This is a genomic window from Pectobacterium sp. 1950-15 (genome assembly GCF_037136835.1).
Classification (GTDB): Bacteria; Pseudomonadota; Gammaproteobacteria; order Enterobacterales; family Enterobacteriaceae; genus Pectobacterium.
The window spans coordinates 1-21,227 of sequence record NZ_JBBBQR010000025.1; the positions used below are offsets into that span (position 1 = coordinate 1).

At 51.3% G+C, this 21,227-nt stretch carries 15 protein-coding genes; 8 read left to right on the forward strand and 7 right to left on the reverse strand.

The genetic code is table 11. The features are described from left to right. Positions 1–21: 21 nt before the first annotated feature. From WCT94_RS19555 to metG, 6 genes are all read right to left on the reverse strand, one after another. On the reverse strand, positions 22–1,272 hold the full coding sequence (locus WCT94_RS19555; RefSeq protein WP_336871330.1) for an LVIVD repeat-containing protein: 1,251 nt from the start codon (positions 1,270–1,272) through the stop codon (positions 22–24). A 14-nt stretch (positions 1,273–1,286) separates the two neighbouring features. After that, positions 1,287–2,363, reverse strand: coding sequence for a sugar ABC transporter substrate-binding protein (locus WCT94_RS19560; RefSeq protein WP_181848250.1), 1,077 nt, complete (start codon positions 2,361–2,363; stop codon positions 1,287–1,289). A gap of 283 nt (positions 2,364–2,646) precedes the next feature. Next, a complete protein-coding gene (gene fdnI / locus WCT94_RS19565) occupies positions 2,647–3,282 on the reverse strand; it encodes a formate dehydrogenase-N subunit gamma (protein ID WP_336871331.1) in 636 nt (211 codons plus the stop codon). Beyond that, positions 3,275–4,183: a formate dehydrogenase subunit beta gene (fdxH, locus tag WCT94_RS19570; protein ID WP_336871332.1), complete on the reverse strand. Its 909-nt coding sequence runs from the start codon at positions 4,181–4,183 to the stop codon at positions 3,275–3,277. The genes fdnI and fdxH overlap by 8 nt, the downstream gene beginning before the upstream one ends. Positions 4,184–4,195: 12 nt before the next feature. After that, positions 4,196–7,243: a formate dehydrogenase-N subunit alpha gene (fdnG, locus tag WCT94_RS19575; RefSeq protein ID WP_336871334.1), complete on the reverse strand. Its 3,048-nt coding sequence runs from the start codon at positions 7,241–7,243 to the stop codon at positions 4,196–4,198. Positions 7,244–7,523: 280 nt separating this feature from the next. Continuing rightward, the gene (gene metG / locus WCT94_RS19580) at positions 7,524–9,554 is read right to left on the reverse strand and encodes a methionine--tRNA ligase (protein ID WP_336871337.1); all 2,031 of its coding nucleotides are present in this window, start codon (positions 9,552–9,554) and stop codon (positions 7,524–7,526) included. Between the two features lie 222 nt (positions 9,555–9,776). Between metG and apbC the strand changes: the two genes are divergently transcribed. The 5 genes from apbC (at position 9,777) to dcuC (ending at position 16,124) form a co-directional block, all read left to right on the forward strand. Further along, complete coding sequence (gene apbC, locus WCT94_RS19585) at positions 9,777–10,886, forward strand: iron-sulfur cluster carrier protein ApbC (RefSeq protein ID WP_319847117.1); 1,110 nt, start codon at positions 9,777–9,779, stop codon at positions 10,884–10,886. 175 nt (positions 10,887–11,061) lie between these two features. Next, positions 11,062–11,703, forward strand: a complete 642-nt coding sequence (gene udk, locus WCT94_RS19590) for a uridine kinase (RefSeq protein WP_015839564.1) — start codon at positions 11,062–11,064, stop codon at positions 11,701–11,703. Between the two features lie 124 nt (positions 11,704–11,827). Continuing rightward, positions 11,828–12,409, forward strand: coding sequence for a dCTP deaminase (dcd, locus tag WCT94_RS19595; RefSeq protein WP_225087396.1), 582 nt, complete (start codon positions 11,828–11,830; stop codon positions 12,407–12,409). A 63-nt stretch (positions 12,410–12,472) separates the two neighbouring features. Then, positions 12,473–14,308, forward strand: a complete 1,836-nt coding sequence (gene asmA / locus WCT94_RS19600; RefSeq protein ID WP_336871339.1) for an outer membrane assembly protein AsmA — start codon at positions 12,473–12,475, stop codon at positions 14,306–14,308. A 463-nt stretch (positions 14,309–14,771) separates the two neighbouring features. Next, entirely contained in the window at positions 14,772–16,124 is a 1,353-nt protein-coding gene (dcuC, locus tag WCT94_RS19605; RefSeq protein ID WP_336871341.1) for an anaerobic C4-dicarboxylate transporter DcuC, read from the forward strand. 69 nt (positions 16,125–16,193) lie between these two features. On the opposite strand, the gene WCT94_RS19610 is transcribed toward dcuC, so the two are convergent. After that, complete coding sequence (locus WCT94_RS19610) at positions 16,194–17,780, reverse strand: TerC family protein (RefSeq protein ID WP_336871342.1); 1,587 nt, start codon at positions 17,778–17,780, stop codon at positions 16,194–16,196. A gap of 658 nt (positions 17,781–18,438) precedes the next feature. Here WCT94_RS19610 and wecA point away from each other — a divergent pair. The 3 genes from wecA to WCT94_RS19625 all read left to right on the forward strand — a co-directional run bounded on the left by wecA (position 18,439) and on the right by WCT94_RS19625 (position 21,223). Further along, positions 18,439–19,518, forward strand: a complete 1,080-nt coding sequence (gene wecA / locus WCT94_RS19615; RefSeq protein ID WP_336871344.1) for a UDP-N-acetylglucosamine--undecaprenyl-phosphate N-acetylglucosaminephosphotransferase — start codon at positions 18,439–18,441, stop codon at positions 19,516–19,518. Positions 19,519–19,643: 125 nt separating this feature from the next. Beyond that, entirely contained in the window at positions 19,644–20,780 is a 1,137-nt protein-coding gene (locus tag WCT94_RS19620; protein ID WP_336871346.1) for a polysaccharide export protein, read from the forward strand. An 8-nt stretch (positions 20,781–20,788) separates the two neighbouring features. Further along, positions 20,789–21,223 carry an arsenate reductase/protein-tyrosine-phosphatase family protein gene (locus tag WCT94_RS19625; RefSeq protein ID WP_039550972.1) on the forward strand — a complete coding sequence of 145 codons (435 nt, stop codon included), beginning with the start codon at positions 20,789–20,791 and terminating at the stop codon, positions 21,221–21,223. Positions 21,224–21,227: the final 4 nt, after the last annotated feature.

Consider the following 21,227-nt stretch of genomic DNA (forward strand, 5'->3'; position numbering starts at 1 on the left):
TCCGCAGGGCTTTTTTTTCGATTAACCCCGGTATTCGATAATCGACAAACCCGCGTTGTAATCCGTGCTGTAGATGATGCCGTCGGCATCAACAAACACATCGCAGGACTGAATAATCTGCGGCCTGCCGGGACGTTTATCGACCATGCTGGCTGGCGCAGCAGGCACCAGCGCACCGGTTTCTTTCGGCTGGTACGGATTACTGATGTCGTAAGCCCGCACGCCCGCATTTTGATACGTGGCGAAAATCAGTGAAGAACTGATGAAGCTGCCGGGGCGGTTTTCATGCAGGTTATGTGGGCCAAAGTGTGCGCCTTTCTTCACATAGTCTATCTCTTTCGGCTGCGGGAAGGTGGCGATGCTCACGGGATTACTCGGCTCACGAATATCGAACACCCAAATCAATTTCTCGCCATCTTCCTGATTATCCAAAACCGCTTCATCCAACACGATCAGCAGATCGCGATCCGGCAACGGCAGCGCGGTATGGGTGCCGCCGCCAAACGGCGGGCTCCAGTTACGGTGGCTGATGAGCTGTGGATTGGTGCGATCGCTCACGTCCAGTAGCGTCAGCCCGCCATCGCGCCAGCTACCATAGGCGGTGTCGCCGCTGATGATGGCATGATGCAACGCATAACGCTTGCCGTCCGGCCAACTTGCGGTTTCTCCTCCGGCAGTGTGCATACCGGGGAGCCAGTAACGACCGGCAACTTCCGGACGCTGTGGATCGGCCAGATCGATAGTCAGAAAGATGTAGTCGCTGTAGCCATCGAGCAGGGCGGAGACATAGGCCCAGCGCCCGCCCACGTACCAGATGCGGTGAATTCCGATACCGTCCAGCGGCAGGAAGCTGATCTCGCGCGGTTTATCCGGCGTTGAGATATCGAAAATCCGTAATCCGGCGCTCCAGCTTTTGCCCTGCTGTTTGGTACTGACCGTATCGGCGACGGAGCGGGTGTAATAGACCTTTTCCTCGGCGAAGCTGGCGTCGGCAAACAAATCGCGTGCGTTAACGACAAGCAGCAGGTCATCATGCGTTTGCAGGTGGATATTCCAGGTGCCGGGCGGGGCAGCAATAAACCCCGCTGGCTTGGGATTTTTGGCATCGCGCACATCCACAATCGACACGCCTTGTGAAACCATATGCCCGATGTAAGCGTAGCCGCGGTGAACCATCACCTGCACACCATCGGGCCTGCCGCCCTGATCGCTGTGCCCAATCAGCCGCATATTACGGCTGTAATCGGGGGTGGGCAGAGGGGTCGATGCCATGAGTTATCTCCGTGTTATTTCGCCTGTTTGGCTTCCAGTGTAGCAAACCACGGTGCGATAAAATCATCCGTGTGGCCCCAGCCTGGGATGATTTTCGCTAATCCGGCGACATTGACCGCACCTGCCTGGCTGGCTAACAGCGCCTGCGGAATCGCGGCAGCGCGGAACTCGTAGGTGGCTGGCGTTGGTTCACCGGCTATCTTGTTGGCAACCAGACGCAGGTTAACTTTACCGATCAGTTTTGGATCGACGGCCACGCTGACTTTCCACGGGCTGCTCGCTTCGCGCATCAGCTGTAAATCCTGATTGGAGATGTCGATGCTGTACAGTTTGATTTCTGTCCGACCGTTTTCTTTCAATGCTTTATAAGCACCCTGACTGAAGGCATCCCACGATCCCCAGATCGCATCGATTTTGCCTTTCGGGTATTTCGCCAGCACTGCGCCGACTTTGTTGGCGGTATCGCCCTGTACGTCAGAAGACACGGCACCAATCGATTCCAGTTCCTTGATGCCGGGGTTGGCTTTCAGGATCTGTTGATAGGCGAGCTGGCGGCGTTCCATCGGCGGGAAGCCAGCAACCCACAGTTTGATGATATTGGCTTTGCCGTTGAAATCCTTCACCAACTGGCCGAGTGATTCGTTAGTCAGTGAGGCATCGTCCTGCTGGGTGACGGTCACGCCCGGAATTTCGCCGTTCACGGCAGTATCAAACACGGAGACGGCAATACCGCTGTCGACGATGCGTTTAATCAAATCGGTAGAGTAGGGATCGCGACCCTGTGACAGGATGATACCGTCATATTTCTGACTAATAGCCTGATTCACGAAATCCTGAAAACGAGCGTCATCGCCGTTACTCAGGAAGGTACTGACCTTGAAGCCCAGCTTTTTACCTTCTTCGAGCACGCCGGAAACAAACTGCGTGGTGTTGTCGTCCGATCCCAGATTGCGGATAACGGCGATGCGAACCGGGCCGTTATGATTGGCAATAGCAGCCGGAACGGGAGCAATGGTGGCGCTCTGATTGGCCAGTGCCGGTAATGCGGTCAGTAAGCTCAGTGCAAGCAGGGCAGGCGTAAATTTCTTCATTATCAGCTCCATGGCGTTTTATAAAAGGATCTTGTGTTGACGATAGTGTGTCGTGTCGATGGCAGTATTGTTATGTTTTCTGCGTCACTACTTTATAGCTGTCTTTATGTCTGGATGTCTATTTAAAAATAATACTGCATCATAGCCAGTGAGCGATAGTCGGGAAAGCGGGGAGCATTATGACGTTTGGATGTAAGTTATAACGATTTGTGCTGACTACGGATAAAAGAAAAATGCCCGCGAGGCGGGCATTTGAGGAGGAGATTAAATGAAAGAACGTGAATTACTTCTTCGCTTCTTTCTCTTCCATTTCACGTGCCCAGCGTGGGTGGTGTTTACGCGCCCAGCGTTTGGAAACTTTGCCTTCAATCATCCCTTTGATCGATCCTTTGACCCAGAACGCCATGTACATATGGATCAGAATGGCATGGATGAGGACGATAGCCGCAGCAGCGTGAATCAGAATAGCGTAGCGCACGATATCAATCGGGAACAGGTGGGCGAAATAGGGGCGCCACATGATAACCCCAGTGATCAGCAGTACCAGCGTTAGCCCCATGATGCTCCAGAACATCATCTTCTGACCTGGGTTGTATTTACCCACTTCAGAGACTTCATGCTCATTGCCTTTTAATACCTCAACAATATTGAGGAACCATGGCAGATCGCGCTTCTTCGGGATGTTATGACTAACAAACCGGAAAAACATCGGGATCAGACAGATGACGATCAGCACGCCAAAAAACGGGTGCAGAATGCGTCCCATTTGTGGCGTACCAAACGTCTGCGTCAGCCATTGCAGGGTTGGGAAGAACAAAGCAATACCCGAGAGCGCGACCAGGAAAAAGCTAATCACCACAATCCAGTGACAGATGCGATCGATAAACTTGGTGCGCAAAATCATTTGTGGCTTACTCATGTTTGTCTCCCCCTTCTTTGTCTTCTCCCTCGTGCTCATGATCCATTTCCTCAGTGTTCGGACCGACACCGACGTAGTGGAACATTAACCCGGCGAACGTGGCGACAAACCCTAACGCGGACAGCGGTTTCAGAATGCCTTTCCACAGATTGACCGGCGTGGAAATCTGCGGGTTATCTGGCAGATTGTGATAGAGCGATGGTCTGTCCGCGTGGTGCAGAACATACATCACATGCGTACCGCCCACACCCTGCGGATCGTAGAGGCCTGCGTTTTCATAACCACGGCTTTTCAGATCGGTGATGCGTTCTTCCGCCAGATGCTTCATTTCGTCTTTTGTACCGAAACGAATGGCACCGGTCGGACAGGTTTTCACACAGGCCGGTTCTTGCCCAACGCTAACCCTGTCGACGCACAGCGTACATTTATAGACACGATTATCTTCTTTGTTCAGACGTGGAATATTGAACGGGCAGCCGGCGATACAATAGCCGCAGCCAATACAATGCTCGGACTGAAAATCAACGATCCCGTTGGCATACTGAATGACGGCACCAGCGGAAGGACAGGCTTTCAGACAGCCCGGATCGCTACAGTGCATACAGCCATCTTTACGGATCAGCCATTCCAGACGATCGTTCTCTTCCACTTCGGAAAAGCGCATTAGCGTCCAGGATTTGGCGCTCAGATCCGCCGGGTTGTCATAAACCCCGAGGTTATGGCCGACTTCGTCACGAATGTCGTTCCACTCAGAACAGGCCACCTGACAAGCTTTACAGCCGATACAGGTGGTGACATCGATCAGTTTTGCCACTTCGCTTTTGTCATTACGCACATGCGGAGGCGGTGTAAAGCCGTTGGTGGCCGAACGTTTAATAATATCTTGTGATTGCATTGACATAGTTGGCTACCCTTACACCTTCTCTACATTAACCAAAAACGCTTTGTACTCAGGCGTTTGTGAATTAGCGTCACCGACGCTCGGGGTGAGTGTGTTAGCCAGGAACCCTTTACGGGTGGTTCCCTCAAATCCCCAGTGGCAAGGGATACCAACGGTTTCCACGCTGCGTCCGGCAATTTCCAGCGTTTTGATTCGCTTGGTGACCACCGCTTTGGCTTTGATGTAGCCACGCTGGCAGGAAACTTTGATTTCATCGCCTGCTTTAATGCCTTTGCTTTTCGCCAGGTTTTCACCGATTTCGACAAATTGTTCCGGCTGTACAATGGCGTTCAGACGTGCGTGTTTTGTCCAGTGACGGAACAATTCGGTAATTGAGTATGTCGTCGCCACGTAAGGGAAGTCCTTCGCGGTGCCCATGGTTTTCGCATCGCGTTCAAACAAACGCGCCGCCGGGCTGGACACCACCGATGGATGCAGCGGGTTAGTACCGATAGGCGATTCGATCGGTTCGTAGTGCTCAGGGAACGGCCCGTCTACCAGTTTGTCTACGGAGAACAAACGTGCCAGACCTTCCGGCAGCATGATGAATGGCCCGGTGTCCTTGCCCGGCGGGACGGTCGCGGCGAAGTCAGGCACATCAATGCCTTGCCATTTCTGACCGGTCCATTCCAGCAATTTACGCTTGCTGTCCCACGGTTTCCCTTGCAGGTCGGCAGACGCGCGGTTGTAGAGAATGCGGCGGTTTTGCGGCCAGCACCATGACCAGTTTGGCGTACAGCCCAGACCGGCATCCGCGTTGTCGCGTTTATCCATCTGGTTGCCCGCTTCTGTCCAGCTACCAGCATAGATCCAGCAGAAGCTGGATGTGGAGCCGTCATCACGCAGCTGCGAGAAATCAGCAACCTGTTGGCCTTTTTTCAGGATCAGCTTGCCGCTGTCGTCGTAGATATCCGCCAGCGCCATACCGTTGGCTTCGCGAGCAATCTCTTCCGGTGTTGGGTCTTCTGGGTCTTTATAGTTCCAGTTGATGTTCATCAACGGATCAGGGTATACGCCGCCTTCTTCTCTATACAGCTCACGCAGGCGCATCAGCAGTTTACCGAGAATTTTACCGTCGTGATGGGCTTCTCCTGGTGGCTCAGCCGCCGCCCAGTGCCATTGCAGCCAGCGGCCGGAGTTGGCGATCGACCCATTCTCTTCAGCAAAGCAGGAAGAGGGCAGACGGAAGACCTCAGTCTGAATGGATTTCGTATCCACGTCGTTGAATTCGCCATAGTTCTGCCAGAATGTAGACGTTTCCGTGACCAGTGGATCGATGATGACCATGTACTTGAGCTTGGAGAGTGCTTCGGTCGCTTTATTCTTGTTGGAGAACGCGGCAACGGGGTTAAAGCCCTGAACAATGTAGCCGTTCATTTTGCCTTCCACCATCAGCTCGGTTTGCACCATGACGTCGTAGCTACGATCCCACTTCGGCAACCAGTCATAACCCCAGTTATTCGCTGCCTGCGCGTTATCACCGTAGAAGCTCTTCATCATGCTGATAAAGAATTTTGGTGTATTTTTCCAATAGTTAACTTGATCGGGCAGCAGCGCCGTTGGCGTGATTTGACCCAAATAAGTTTTCAGATCCGGCTGTTTTTCTGACGGCAACGGCATATAGCCCGGCAGATTTAACGACAGCAGGCCAAGGTCGGTATAGCCCTGAATGTTAGAGTGACCGCGCAGGGCGTTGATACCGCCGCCTGCCATACCGATGTTACCAAGTAACAGTTGGATCATGGCCGCTGAGCGAATGATCTGTGCTCCGTTGGTGTGGTGCGTCCAGCCCAGTGCGTACATGAAGGTTGCGGTTTTATTCGGTACACAGGTTTCGGCGAGCGTGCGGCAGATCGTTTCATAATCTTTGGCTGAAGTACCGCATAGCGATGTCACCATTTCCGGCGTATAGCGGGAAACGTGTTTTTTCAGCAGATTCCAGACGCAGCGCGGGTGGGACAGTGTGGTATCCCGTTTGGCGAAGCCGGATTCATCGAGCTCATACTGCCAGCTGGATTTATCATATTGACGTTTTTGTTCGTCGTAGCCGCTGAACAAACCTTCGTCAAAACTGAAATCTTCTCGTACGATCAGGCTGGCGCTGGTGTAAGACACCACGTATTCATGATGAATTTTATCGTGTGTAATAAGGTAGTTAACAATACCTAGCAGAAAGGCGGCGTCTGACCCTGCGCGAATAGGCGCGTAGAGGTCGGCAACGGCCGCGGAGCGGTTAAAACGCGGATCGACAACGATCAGTTTCGCCTTATTATGCGTTTTCGCTTCAACGGCCCATTTGAAACCGACCGGGTGTGCTTCTGCCGGGTTGCCGCCCATGACGATGATGACGTTGGCGTTTTTGATATCAACCCAGTTGTTGGTCATGGCGCCACGACCGAATGTCGGCGCCAGCGCGGCGACGGTTGGGCCGTGACACAGGCGAGCCTGACAGTCGATGGCGACCATGCCGAGAGAGCGGGCAAATTTCTGGTCAAGAATGCCGGTTTCGTTGCTGGCGGCAGAGGAGCACAACATGCCTGTGGTCAGCCAGCGGTTGACGGTTTCGCCTTTGGCATTGGTACGTTGGAAGTTGGCGTCGCGGTCAGCTTTCATCAGGCGCGCGATGCGTTCGATCGCGTCTTCCCAACTGATTCGTTGCCATTTGTCTGAGCCTGGTGCACGGTATTCTGGGTAGAGCAGGCGGTTTTCACTGTGGATGTAGTCGACCAGACCAGCACCTTTCGGGCAAAGGGAGCCACGGCTGACTGGGTGGTCTGCATCACCTTCGATATGGAAAACGGAAGGTTTTGCATTCTTGGCGCCATCGCCCAGGCTATACATGAGCACACCGCAGCCGACCGAACAGTATGTGCAGTTGTTACGCGTCTCTTTTGCGCGTAACAGCTTATATTGACGTACTGATGCCATTGCTTCCGTGGGTGTAAAGCCCAATACCGCGAGAGTGGTTCCAGCCATCCCCCCCGCGCAAACTTTAAAGAAACCTCGTCTATTCAGTTGCATTAGTTTCCCTGTGTAATTATGTGTCATTTTTGTTGCGAGCAATTTAACAACACATAAAATGTGGGCTTTGCGCAAAATCAAAATTTAAGTATTTAAACCCCCATTACACCTATAAAGGGGTATATTTTTCATTCGCTATATATTGTAATGCATAACGATTTTGTTATTTCATGGTTACAAACTATGCGGAGCCGCGTGTCAGTCGGAAAGGAATAAACGGGGATTTGTGGAGAAATTGTTGCAAAAAAAAGCCGGATAAGAATCCGGCTTGATGTGATGATTATTTGACCTGCATACCCGGCTGGGCGCCGCTGTCTGGGCTTAGCAGGAAGATATCTTTCCCACCCGGGCCCGCAGCCATCACCATCCCTTCTGATATGCCGAAGCGCATTTTACGCGGCGCCAGATTGGCGACCATGACGGTTAAACGGCCTTCCAGCTTAGCGGGGTCAGGATAGGCTTCACGAATGCCGGAGAAAACCTGACGGGTTTCGCCGCCCAGATCCAACGTCAAACGTAATAGCTTGTCAGACCCGTCAACCCATTCAGCTTGCTTAATCAAGGCGATACGCATATCGACCTTGGCAAAATCGTCAAAGTTAATGGTGTCCTGCACTGGGTTGTCCGCCAGAGGACCAGACACGACTTTTTGCGCCGTGACCATGTCTTCTTTAGACGCGTCAACCATCGCGTTGACTTTATCCAGATCGATGCGATTAAACAGCGCTTTAAATGGACTAACCTGATGGCTCAGCAGTGGGGCGGTGATGGCGTCCCAGCTCAGTTCCGTGTTCAAAAACGCTTCTGTCCGCTGTGCCAGCGATGGCAGTACCGGCTTCAGGTACGTCATCAGCACGCGGAACAGGTTGATGCCCATTGAGCAAATGGCCTGTAGATCGGCATCCCGACCTTCTTCTTTCGCTACAACCCACGGCGCTTGTTCGTCAACATAGCGGTTGGCGATATCCGCCAGCGCCATGATCTCACGAATGGCACGGCCGGATTCACGGCTGCTGTAGGCTTCCGCAATGCTGACGGCAGCATCGGTGAAGGTTTTGTACAGCTCAGCGTCGGCCAGGTTGGCCGCCAGTTTGCCGTCAAAGCGCTTGTTGATGAAACCGGCATTGCGCGATGCCAGATTGACAACCTTGTTAACGATGTCAGCATTCACGCGCTGCACGAAATCTTCCAGATTAAGATCGATGTCATCAATGCGAGAAGACAGTTTTGCCGCGTAGTAATAACGCAGGCAATCGGCATCCAGATGCTGCAGGTACGTGCCTGCTTTAATGAAGGTGCCGCGTGATTTAGACATCTTGGCACCGTTGACCGTGACGTAGCCGTGCACGAACAGGTTCGTCGGTTTACGGAAACCACTGCCTTCCAGCATCGCCGGCCAGAACAGGCTGTGGAAATAAACGATGTCTTTACCGATGAAGTGATACAAATCCGCGTCTGAGTCTTTCTTCCAGAAATCGTCAAAATTCAGATCGTCACGTCTGTCGCACAGATTCTTGAACGACCCCATGTAGCCGATTGGCGCATCCAGCCAGACATAAAAGTATTTGCCCGGTGCATCAGGAATTTCAAAACCGAAATATGGCGCGTCGCGGGTAATGTCCCACTGTTGCAGACCAGAGTCGAACCACTCCTGCATCTTGTTGGCGACTTGCTCCTGCAATGCGCCAGAGCGTGTCCAGGCTTGCAGCATCTCGCTGAACGCGGGTAAATCGAAGAAAAAGTGCTCTGTATCACGCATCTCTGGCGTGGCACCAGACACCACTGATTTTGGTTCGATTAGTTCCGTTGGGCTGTAGGTTGCGCCGCAGACTTCGCAGTTATCGCCGTATTGATCGGCTGCCTTACATTTCGGGCAGGTACCTTTGACGAAACGATCCGGCAGGAACATGCCTTTCTCTGGATCGTACAACTGAGAAATCGTGCGATTTTTAATAAAGCCGTTTTCTTTCAGCCGGCCATAAATCAGACCAGACAGCTCACGGTTCTCTTCGCTATGCGTGGAGTGGTAGTTGTCGTAGCTGATATTGAAGCCAGCAAAGTCCTGCTGATGTTCCTGACTCATCGCCGCAATCATCTCTTCCGGCGCAATACCCATCTGCTGTGCTTTCAGCATGATTGGCGTGCCGTGGGCGTCGTCCGCACAGATAAAGTGAACCTGGTTGCCGCGCATTCGCTGGTAACGAACCCAAATATCAGCCTGAACATGTTCAAGCATATGACCGAGGTGAATCGAACCATTAGCGTAAGGCAGCGCGCACGTTACCAGGATTTTCTTTGCGACTTGAGTCATGAGGAACTTGCTTTCTTTTGTGAATAGAGGGAGATCGATGTTAACCGATAGCGCCTTGCTGCGTAAACCGCTGGCGTGAGTAAAACGGCAGGAAACCCCATGGCAGATTTTAATTTGCGTAGTGTTTCCACGTTTTTGACGCCGAAGGGCGTCAGGCTTCCCTCGCTCTGGTATGCTATATACGGTCTCAACGGTCAAATATGAGAATTTCAAGGAGCCGGAATGAACGCGACAGTCCCCGAACAACGTCCTGAAGCACTGCGTGCCATGGTCACCGGGGTTTTATCTACTTTTCAGCACCCGACACTGAAAAATAACCTGACGACACTGAATGCTCTGCGTCATTGTGCGCTGCTGGATAACGTGTTGCATATCGAACTGACGATGCCGTTTGTCTGGCTGAGCGGTTTGGCTGTATTAAAGGAAACGGTTAGCGATGAGCTATTACGTTTATCAGGCGCAAAGGCGGTCGAATGGCGCTTAACGCACGATATCGCGACGCTGCGTCGGGTTAACGATCAGGCTGGCGTGAAGGGCGTTAAAAACATCATTGCCGTCAGCTCCGGCAAAGGTGGAGTCGGCAAATCGAGCACGGCGGTCAACATGGCGCTGGCGCTGGCGGCTGAAGGTGCGAATGTGGGCATTCTGGATGCCGATATCTACGGCCCTTCTATTCCCACTATGCTGGGTTCGGCCAGTGAGCGCCCAACCTCGCCGGACGGTCAACACATGGCGCCGATTATCGCGCACGGTCTGGCAACCAACTCGATTGGTTATCTGGTCACGGACGATAACGCGATGGTGTGGCGTGGGCCGATGGCCAGCAAGGCGTTATTGCAACTGTTGCAGGATACGCTCTGGCCGGATCTGGATTATCTGGTGTTAGATATGCCGCCGGGTACGGGCGATATCCAACTGACGCTGGCGCAGAATATTCCTGTCACCGGTGCCGTCGTCGTGACGACACCGCAGGATATTGCACTGATGGATGCCATGAAGGGCATCGCGATGTTTGAAAAAGTCAGCGTGCCAGTGCTGGGCATCGTTGAGAATATGAGCGTACACATCTGTAGCAACTGTGGTCATCTGGAGCCGATCTTCGGTACGGGCGGCGCACAGAAGCTGGCGGAGAAATACCACTGTTCCCTGTTAGGCCAGCTTCCGCTGCACATCTCCCTGCGTGAAGATCTTGACCGCGGTGAGCCGACGGTCGTCAGCCAGCCGGACAGTGAATTCACTTCTCTGTACCGTGAACTGGCAGGGCAGGTTGCCGCTCAGCTCTACTGGCAGGGTGACACGATTCCCGGCGAAATTTCTTTCCGGGCGCTGTAGCCTGCTATAAGGCCGGGCTTTGTCCCGGCTTGATCCTGCATCAGTCCTCGCTTCTCTGGGGCGCAATACGCGGAAAGGGTGGCGTGAAGGGGGCTAACTCCCTATAATTGCGGCGTCAAAGCGCCTGTTGGCGCATTCCCCTCTCTTTATTTATGTTAATCAGGTCGTTAATACCATGACTGATCAGTCTCACCAGTGTGTCATCATCGGGATCTCAGGAGCGTCCGCTTCGGGTAAAAGTCTTATTTCCAGTACCTTGTATCGGGAATTACGCGATCAGGTCGGCGATCAGCATATCGGGGTGATATCTGAAGACAGCTATTATAAAGATCAAAGCCACCTGACGATGGAAGAGCGGGTAAAAACCAACTATGACCACCCGAGTTCAATGGATCACAGCCTGCTGCTGAAACATTTGCAGATGCTGAAAGCGGGTCAGGCTATTGAAGTCCCGCAGTACAGCTATGTCGAACACACCCGCAAGCAGGAAACGGTGCATATTGAGCTGAAAAAGGTCATTATCCTTGAAGGTATCCTGCTGTTGACGGATGCACGCCTGCGCGATGAGATGAATTTCTCTATTTTTGTCGATACGCCGCTGGATATTTGCCTGCTGCGCCGTATGCGTCGCGATGTGAATGAGCGCGGGCGTTCAATGGATTCTGTGATGGAACAGTATCAGAAGACCGTGCGTCCGATGTTTCTGCAATTCATTGAGCCATCTAAGCAGTACGCCGATATTATCGTGCCGCGTGGCGGGAAAAACCGTATTGCGATTGATATTTTGAAAGCCAAGATAAGCCAGTTCTTTGAATAAGATACCCTGAATCATTCAGGCTGCATGACCGAACGGTAATGTTTTAAACAAGGCCAGCAGCGTGAAGTATGACGGAGATAGATGAGGTTTATCTGATAGATACCGGTGTGGAATGGAGAATAAGATGAGACTGTGTGACCGTGACATTGAAGCCTGGCTGGATGATGGCCGACTGGTGATTACGCCCCGTCCGCCAACCGAGAGGATCTCTGGCGCGACCGTTGATGTTCGCCTGGGAAATCAGTTTCGTGTCTTCCGCGGACACACCGCGCCTTTCATTGATTTAAGCGGACCGAAGGATGAGGTCAGTGCAGCGCTGGATCGCGTTATGAGTGATGAAATCAATTTACCAGAAGGTGAGGCGTTCTTCCTGCATCCGGGAGAGTTAGCGCTGGCAGTAACGTTTGAGTCAGTGACGCTGCCGGATGATTTGGTCGGCTGGCTGGATGGCCGTTCTTCGCTGGCACGTCTGGGATTGATGGTTCACGTCACCGCACACCGCATTGATCCCGGTTGGCAAGGAAGAATTGTGTTGGAGTTCTATAATTCAGGTAAGTTGCCGCTGGCATTACGCCCCGGTATGATGATTGGCGCTCTGAGTTTTGAACCGCTTTCAGGGCCGGCGGCTCGTCCATACAACCGTCGTCAGGATGCCAAGTATAAAGATCAACAGGGTGCGGTAGCGAGCCGGATCGATAAAGACTGAGCGTCTGGCGACAGGCTTGCAAGGTAAAAAGCAGGTGGCCGTGCGTTTCGCAATGAGGGTGGCATGAGAAGATTTCTGACGACGCTGGCAATTCTGCTTGTCGTGCTGGTGGCAGGAATGACGGCCTTGGTCGTACTGGTTAATCCCAATGACTTCCGCGCCTACATGGTGAAGCAAGTTGAGGAACGTAGCGGCTATCGCCTTCAACTGGATGGCGATCTGCGTTGGCATGTGTGGCCGCAACTGAGCATATTATCCGGCGGGATGTCGCTAAGCGCGCCAGGTTCCAGCGTACCTATTGTCAGCGCGGAGAATATGCGTCTTGATGTGCAACTGTGGCCGCTGTTGTCGCATAAGCTCGCGGTCAAGCAGGTGATGCTGAAAGGGGCGATTATTCGCCTGACGCCGGAAAGCGAAGCCAAACAGGCCAACAATGCCCCCATTGCTCCGGCGGGTTCGCAAGCCCCATCTGAAGAACGGCGCTGGCGGCTGGATATCGATAAGATAAAAGTCGCTGATAGCCTGCTGATTCTGCAACGCAGTAACAACGAACAGATTAATGTTCGCGATATTAATCTTGCGATGGAGCAGAACAGCGACCGCCAGGTTAACATCGAATTATCAAGCCGCATCAATCGCGATCAGCGCGATATTGCCTTCTCTCTTGCCGCAGATGTCGATTTGCTGCATTTCCCCCAGCAGGTCAATGCCAATATTACCAAGCTAGATTACCAGCTTCAGGGGGCAGGAATACCAACAAACGGTATCAGCGGAACGGGGAGTGTTCAGGCAAGTTATCAACAGCAGCCTGAAAAAATCACGTTTAGCCAGCTTTCACTTAATACCAATAATAGTCAGCTGTCTGGTGCTGGTAGCGTGACGCTGGGGGATATCCCTCATTACGAATTAGATCTGCTGTCTGAGAAGCTGGATTTGGATTCCCTGCTGGGGATCGCGTCGGTAAAAGAGAACAATGCCGCTGTCGTGCCGGCTAAATCATCAGCCCCTGTGATTTCAAATGAAAGTGGGTTAACCAAGCCAGAAGATAGCTTACAGGCATTCACGGCGCGTTTGTCGCTACAGGCCGCGACGATGATTTACCGCGGGCTTGATGTCCGCCAGTTTACGCTACGGGCAGAGAATCAGCCGGGACTGCTGGATATTACGGCATTGAGCGGCGAACTGGGCAGTGGACATTTCTCATTACCCGGTAAAGTTGTGACGAAGCCATCAACTAACATCACGTTACGCCCAGAACTCAAGGATATTGAACTGTCTCAACTGATGCCCGCGTTTGCGCAGCCCGCCGAGACAGTCAGCGGAAAATTTTCGCTGGTAGGACAGTTCAGTGGCAACAGCTTTACGCTACCTGCGTTGCTCCAGCAGTGGCAGGGAACGGCGACGCTGCAGGCCAATGGTGTCCGTCTACAGGGTTTGAATATTCAGCAAATGGTGCAGATGGCTGTCGCGCGTAGTAATGGCAATGTGCGAGGACAAGAGCGCTATGAGCGTTACACTGAGCTACAACAGCTGACGGGAAAAGCCCAGTTGAACGCGGGTAAGTTGCGCCTTACCGATCTCAATGGCCGTTCAGAACTGTTGTCACTAAACGGTGTTGGACAATTCGATTTGCCTGCCCAGACGTGTGATGTCAATTTGAATGTCTCTATCACTCAAGGATGGCAGGGCGATGAGCAGTTGGTCAGCGTGCTGAAAAACACGGCGATCCCGTTACGGGTCTATGGCGAGTGGGATAAATTAAATTATCAGCTACAGGTCGATCAACTGCTGCGTAAACGCCTACAGGACGAGCTGAAGAAGCGCCTGAATGACTGGGCCAGCCAAAACCAGCAAAGCCAAAAGGGTAAAGACCTGAAGCAACTCCTCGATCGTCTTTAATTTTCTAAATACGCTGTTTTATACCCTAAATAATTCGAGTTTCAGGAAGGCGGCAAGAGAAGGCATCCCGATGAGCTTACTCCGGTAAGTGATTCGGGTGACTGACAAATCTGCCTCAGGCAGATTTGAACGCTGCTTGCAGTCGCCCCAACGGGGCGAGGTACACGCAAGTGTGCCGAGTAATGCAGCCAACGCACATGCAACTTGAAGTATGACGGGGATAGCCGGTTTGCTGATTCCTGTCAGTAAACCGGCAGCTCCTCCCCAACGTTTCCCTTGGTTTGTCATCCTTCTCCAGACCGGCTTTGTGCTCGGTGTCTCTTTTTTAATGCTGCATACTAATATTTTTCTCTTTTTTTATTTTCTAAAGCAGTAAACTTCGCTCCCTATTTTCGGTGCGCCGTTACTCCGCTGCCGGGGAATGTCTGTCAGATAATTTATTACTCAGGTATCAAAACACACTATGCTCGAACTTTTGATTGGTGTTGCTGTAACGATTCTGGTCGGTCGTTACATTATAAAAGGGTACTCCGCGACTGGCGTGTTGCTGGTGGGAGGCCTCTTACTATTGGCAATCAGTGCCATGCTGGGGAAAAACGTATTGCCAGCCAGCGCGAAAGCGACAGGCTGGAGCGCAACGGATATTGTTGAATACGTAAAAATTTTGCTGATGAGCCGCGGTGGCGATCTCGGCATGATGATTATGGTGCTGTGTGGCTTTGCCGCTTATATGACGCATATCGGTGCCAATGATGTCGTCGTCAAACTGGTTTCCCGTCCGCTGAAAATGATCAACTCGCCTTATTTACTGATGATTGCGGCCTATTTTGTCGCCTGTCTGATGTCGCTGGCGGTGTCATCGGCAACCGGGCTGGGAGTGCTGTTAATGGCGACGTTATTCCCTGTCATGGTGAACGTCGGGATTAGCCGTGGAGCTGCTGCCGCAATCTGTGCGTCCCCTGTGGCGCTGATCCTGTCGCCGACGTCGGGTGACGTAGTGCTGGCGGCTCAGGCATCGCAGATGAAATTAGTGGATTTCGCCTTTAAGGCCACGCTCCCTATTTCTATCATGGCGATCGTGTGTATGGCCGTCGCGCATTTCTTCTGGCAGCGCTATCTGGACAACAAAGCGAATGTCAGCCATGAGATTCTGGACGTCAGTGAAATCAAGACCGATGCCCCGCGTTTTTACGCCATTCTGCCGTTTACGCCGATCATTGGTGTACTGGTGTTTGATGGCAAATGGGGGCCAGAACTCCACATCATCACCGTGCTGGTGATCTGCATGGTGTTGGCTGCGGTGCTGGAATTTGTCCGCTCGTTCAATGCACAAAAGGTGTTTGATGGGCTGGATGTGGCTTATCGTGGCATGGCCGATGCCTTCTCTAGCGTTGTAATTCTGCTGGTTGCAGCTGGTGTCTTTGCTCAGGGACTTGGCACTATTGGCTTTATCAGCGGCCTGATTGGCCTGGCGCAGTCATTTGGCAGCGGCGGGCTGGTGATTATGCTGGTGCTGGTTGCGATCACGATGCTGGCTGCGATGACGACCGGTTCGGGTAATGCGCCGTTCTATGCGTTTGTTGAGCTGATTCCAAAGCTGGCGTCGCAAATGGGTATCAACCCGGCCTATCTGGTCATTCCGATGCTTCAGGCTTCCAATCTGGGCCGTACCATTTCCCCGGTATCCGGCGTGGTGGTTGCTGTGGCCGGGATGGCAAAAATATCACCGTTTGAGGTGGTGAAGCGTACATCGGTTCCTGTTTTGGTTGGGCTGATTGTCGTGGTGATTGCCACAGAGATTATGGTGCCTGCCTGATAGGTAATAGAAAACAGCCCCTACCGAACGGAAAGGGGCTGTTGATAAACGCGGTATTTTACGCCGCTATCACACTTCAAAATCAGTTTGTGGTTCGTCGTTTGGGGTGATGCGAACCTCCACGATTCGATGGCTTTCCACTGCCAGGATAGTGAACTGATAACCATCGATTGATAATGTATCGCCCACCTGTGGAACCCGCTGCGCGTGCTCCATCAATAGCCCCGCCAACGTGTAGTATTCGCGCTTTTCATCCAGCATCAGCGGAACATACATCGTCAGGTCTTCCAGCGGAATATAGCCATTTGCGGTCCAACTGCCGTCGTCATTTTGCTGAATGCTGTGGCGCGCATCGCGATCTTCTCCTTCGCGCGGCAGGTTACCCGCGATGGTTTCCATCACGTCACTTAATGTAACAATCCCTTCCATCGAACCAAATTCATCAACGACGAACGCAAAATGTGTTCTTCCTTCTCTAAACTGTTCTAACGCCTGCAAAAGCGAAAGTTGCTCGGGAAAAACCAGCGGTTGACGAATCAGAATACGCAGGTTAAATGGCTCGCGGTTAAGCTGCTGCTGGAGTAAATCAGCAACATATACGATCCCCAATGGTTCGTCAGAGGTACTGCTGTCGGTTACCACCAGTCGGGAGTGCTGGTTGGTCGTTAGCAGTTTAGCGAGCGCATCCTGTGTAATGTTCAGCTCAATCGGCTCAATATCATGCCGCGATGTCATAATACTGCTGATGGTTCGCTGTGCCAGCCCCAATACCCGCTTGATCATCCGACGTTCCTGAAGATTGAACACCTCTTGGCCCGCCCGGGTGTTGTCGGCAATCATCGATGAGGTTTGGTTGTCTAGCTCAGCTTCTTCGTGGTTGCCGCGCAAAATACGCAAAACGACCTCTGCGGTACGCTGGCGTAGCGGAACTGAAGAGGAAAGGAAGCGTCGGCGGTTAAACAGGGAAACCTGATTCAACATCTCAATCAGCACCGAGAAGCCTATCGCCGCATAGAGATAACCTTTAGGGATGTGATAACCAAAGGCGTCTGCGACCAGACTGAAGCCAATCATCAGCAGGAAGCTAAGGCACAGGATGACGATGGTCGGGTGTTCCGCGACAAAACGGGTCAGCGGTTTGCTGGCCAGTAGCATCAGGAAGATGGCAATGGTCACGGCGGACATCATGACCAGCAGATGATCGGTCATGCCGACGGCGGTAATCACCGAGTCCAGCGAGAATATTGCATCCAGTACCACGATCTGTGCCACTACCGGCCAGAAACGGGCCCCTTTACGCTGGGCCTGCTGTTCCTCATCCTTCCCTTCGAGGCGTTCGTTGAGCTCCATCGTGGCTTTAAATAGCAGGAATAGCCCGCCAATCAGCATGATGACATCACGAGCGCTGAATGTGTGCCCAAGGAGCGTAAAGAGGGGGGTAGTCAAAGACACCAGCCAGGAAATGGACGCCAACAGACACAGGCGCATAATCAGGGCAAGCAACAGACCGACGACTCTGGCTTTATCGCGTTGTTCTTTTGGTAGTTTCTCAGCCAGAATGGCGATGAAGATAAGATTATCAATGCCCAGAACCAGTTCCAGGACAACCAGCGTGGCCAACCCGGCCCATATCGTTGGATCAGCGATCCACTCCATATCTATTTTTTCACCTTTAAATGAACATAACCTCGATAGCGTATCAGGGCAGACACAGATGAACCAGAATTTGCAGGGATATTCTTTATGAGAAGCACAATCTATAAGCTATAAGCAAATTTTGAGCCGATAGGTGCCCTGATAGACATTGTCATTTTTTTGACATGAAACGTTGTATAGCTTGTTGGAGGGGGGGGGCGAAAGATCGACAATAAGTAAAATTTTAAGAATGATACATAGAGTAACGCACGTTAGTATTTGATTGCATGAGCATACAACGCATAGAATATGCCTGCGGATTTAGCAAGATTTTTACGACAGGGATGCCCGTAGTCTTATTCTGAAAAGCTCCTTTTAAGCCATCTTCCCCTTGTACTCTGCGTTTCGTCGTCAATACTATGGGGGTGAAAATTTGGCTTTGTCGATTTAGCTATATTTTTATAAATAAATATATTAATTAGCCATATTTTGTTAGTGGGTTCAGTTGGCTAGCAAGCAAATGGAGTATTTACACACAAACAGATGGTTTACGGATCCAGGGTGTAGCCACAGGATGGTGTTCCGTACGTTGTTTGACAGCGCATTGGTAGCTATGAGCCAAGGGCGGTAGCGTGTCTGCTGCAAAACATTCACATAACGGGTTAGTGATGGTGCAAAAATGCAAGAGTTCATGGTGGTTTTCCTGAGTGCTTTTATTGCGTTGTTCTTAGCAAGAAAAGTAGCAATAAAAGTCGGGTTGGTGGATAAACCTAACGAGCGCAAAAGACACAGTGGGCATATCCCACTTGTTGGTGGCGTTTCTATATACATAGCTCTGTGGGTTATGTATGCATTTGATCCTACATGGCTCCCTAACTTCTCCCTCTATATGGTTTGCGCGACGTCACTACTGGCAGTTGGTGTGCTGGATGACCGATTTGATCTTCCTGTTCTTCCCCGTGTTGGCCTACAGGCATTCGTGGCAGGCCTGATGATGTACGCGGGGCTATATCTTTCTTCCTTAGGCAAGGTGCTATTCGGTTATGAGCTGTTTTTAGGGGGGGTCGGTTATACGGTTACGCTGTTTGCGGTATGGGGAGCTATCAATGCTTTTAATATGGTTGACGGCATTGATGGCTTACTGGGCACACTTTCCTGTGTAACATTTGGTGCTCTGGCAGTAGTTTTTTATCTTGATGGACGACACGAACTAGCACAGTGGAGCTTGTGCTTGTTGGCTGCGACGCTACCTTATATTTTGCTGAACCTTGGTGTGCCATGGGGAACAAAATTTAAAGTGTTTATGGGGGATGCGGGTAGCACACTTATTGGTTTTACGGTTATCTGGCTACTGATTTTGGCAACGCAAGGTAGCGAAGCTGTCATTCGTCCTGTAACTGCACTGTGGTTTATCGCCATTCCACTTATGGATATGGTGACGATTATGGTTCGCCGTATCCGTCGTGGCGATAGCCCGTTTAAGCCTGACCGTGAACATTTGCACCATATATTAATGCGGGCAGGGCTGAGTTCTCGGCGGTCTTTGCTGGCAATTGTTTTGGCTGCTTTGATTCTTGCCGCCGTGGGCATTGTTGGCGAGCTTGGCGGTGTGACGGAATCCATCATGCTGAGCGCGTTTCTGGTGATTTTTGTTGGCTATTTTTGGTCAATTACCCGAATATGGCGTCTACTGACGTGGTTCCGGCGTAGTAGTCATGGACACGTTGCTGTTGCAGAGAAAATGGAGCAACGGCGCTGATGCAGTGAATTAGCTGTTTTTTACGTCCCACTCTGCGGGTTTATTCGAATAAAAGTCCTCTATAATAACGAGTTATTTTGTAGGGATTTGCGCGACATTTAATCATAAGCGATGGCATAAACAGGATGATAAAGCACAAGTTGAAATTGATACCAGTAGCAGTGTCACTCGTTCTGCTGAGCGGCTGTACCATAATTCCCGGTAGCCATCTTTCTACGAGTGGCAAAGAAGTTATTGAGCAGCAAGACGCTGATTTTAATATTGATAAATTAGTAAATGTTTATCCACTAACACCTTATTTAGTGGATAAAATGCGGCCAAAGCCATTGATTGCGCAAACTAACCCTGCGCTAGAACGTGAACTACAACAGTATGAATACCGCATTGGTATTGGTGATGTCGTCATGGTTACCGTGTGGGATCACCCTGAGCTGACGACACCTGCTGGTACATACCGTACTGCCGCGGATACGGGGAACTGGGTGCACTCTGATGGCACAATTTTCTATCCCTATATTGGTAAGGTAAGAGTCGCGGGTAAAACGGTAACTGAGGTACGTGAAGAAATTACTTCTCGCTTAGCCACTTATATCGAGTCCCCGCAGGTTGATGTCAGTATCGCTGCCTTCCGTTCTCAAAAGGCGTATGTAACCGGTGAAGTGAAAACCTCTGGTGAACAATCTATTACTAATGTGCCATTGACTATTCTGGATGCGATAAATAAAGCTGGGGGGTTAAGCGAAGATGCCGACTGGCGTAATATCGTGTTGACACATAATGGCCAGGAAAGGCGAATCTCCCTTCAAGCGCTAATGCAAAATGGCGATCTATCCCAAAATACCCTGCTTTACCCTGGTGATATCCTTTATATTCCCCGTAACGACGACTTGAAAGTATTCGTCATGGGGGAAGTCAAGAAACAAAGTACGCTTAAAATGGATCGTAGTGGCATGACACTCACGGAAGCACTTGGCAACGCAGAAGGGATGGATCAGACGTTGGCTGATGCAACGGGGGTATTTGTTATTCGTCCATTAAGGGGAACACAAGGCCCTAAACTGGCAAATATCTATCAGCTCAACGCTGCTGATGCAACAGCAATGGTGATGGGAACGGAGTTCCAGCTTCAGCCCTACGATATTGTATATGTGACGAGCGCGCCGATAGTTCGTTGGAATCGCCTGATATCTCAATTAGTTCCAACTATTTCCGCATTCAATCAGTTGACGGAAGGTGGTTTACGTGTTCGTACCTGGCCATAGAGATAATTATGTTTGATTCAATATTGGTTGTCTGTGTAGGTAATATCTGTCGTTCCCCTACGGGGGAGCGGTTGTTAAAACAGGCATTGCCTAGCAAAAAAATTTCATCCGCAGGGCTAGGCGCATTGGTTGGAAAACCTGCAGACGCGACCGCAGCGGACGTGGCGAGCCAGCATAATCTCTCTCTTGATGGACATGAAGCGCAGCAATTAACGTCAGCATTATGTCGGCAATATGACCTTATTCTGGTTATGGAAAAAGGGCATATTGATGGCGTATGTCGTATTGCGCCAGAAGTCCGAGGCAAGACAATGCTATTTGGCCGCTGGCTTAATCAGCAAGAGATTGCTGATCCATACCGCAAAAGTCGTGAAGCATTTGAATTCGTTTACTTGCAACTTGAGCAGTCTGCCCAGAAATGGGTGCAGGCATTAAGCCGTTAACAAG

What these genes read in the sequence shown, in the direction of transcription:
- WCT94_RS19555 (WP_336871330.1), bottom strand. Translation starts at nt 1,272, where the DNA reads ATGGCATCGACCCCTCTGCCCACCCCCGATTACAGCCGTAATATGCGG.
- WCT94_RS19560 (WP_181848250.1), bottom strand. Translation starts at nt 2,363, where the DNA reads ATGAAGAAATTTACGCCTGCCCTGCTTGCACTGAGCTTACTGACCGCA.
- fdnI (WP_336871331.1), bottom strand. Translation starts at nt 3,282, where the DNA reads ATGAGTAAGCCACAAATGATTTTGCGCACCAAGTTTATCGATCGCATC.
- fdxH (WP_336871332.1), bottom strand. Translation starts at nt 4,183, where the DNA reads ATGTCAATGCAATCACAAGATATTATTAAACGTTCGGCCACCAACGGC.
- fdnG (WP_336871334.1), bottom strand. Translation starts at nt 7,243, where the DNA reads ATGCAACTGAATAGACGAGGTTTCTTTAAAGTTTGCGCGGGGGGGATG.
- metG (WP_336871337.1), bottom strand. Translation starts at nt 9,554, where the DNA reads ATGACTCAAGTCGCAAAGAAAATCCTGGTAACGTGCGCGCTGCCTTAC.
- apbC (WP_319847117.1), top strand. Translation starts at nt 9,777, where the DNA reads ATGAACGCGACAGTCCCCGAACAACGTCCTGAAGCACTGCGTGCCATG.
- udk (WP_015839564.1), top strand. Translation starts at nt 11,062, where the DNA reads ATGACTGATCAGTCTCACCAGTGTGTCATCATCGGGATCTCAGGAGCG.
- dcd (WP_225087396.1), top strand. Translation starts at nt 11,828, where the DNA reads ATGAGACTGTGTGACCGTGACATTGAAGCCTGGCTGGATGATGGCCGA.
- asmA (WP_336871339.1), top strand. Translation starts at nt 12,473, where the DNA reads ATGAGAAGATTTCTGACGACGCTGGCAATTCTGCTTGTCGTGCTGGTG.
- dcuC (WP_336871341.1), top strand. Translation starts at nt 14,772, where the DNA reads ATGCTCGAACTTTTGATTGGTGTTGCTGTAACGATTCTGGTCGGTCGT.
- WCT94_RS19610 (WP_336871342.1), bottom strand. Translation starts at nt 17,780, where the DNA reads ATGGAGTGGATCGCTGATCCAACGATATGGGCCGGGTTGGCCACGCTG.
- wecA (WP_336871344.1), top strand. Translation starts at nt 18,439, where the DNA reads ATGCAAGAGTTCATGGTGGTTTTCCTGAGTGCTTTTATTGCGTTGTTC.
- WCT94_RS19620 (WP_336871346.1), top strand. Translation starts at nt 19,644, where the DNA reads ATGATAAAGCACAAGTTGAAATTGATACCAGTAGCAGTGTCACTCGTT.
- WCT94_RS19625 (WP_039550972.1), top strand. Translation starts at nt 20,789, where the DNA reads ATGTTTGATTCAATATTGGTTGTCTGTGTAGGTAATATCTGTCGTTCC.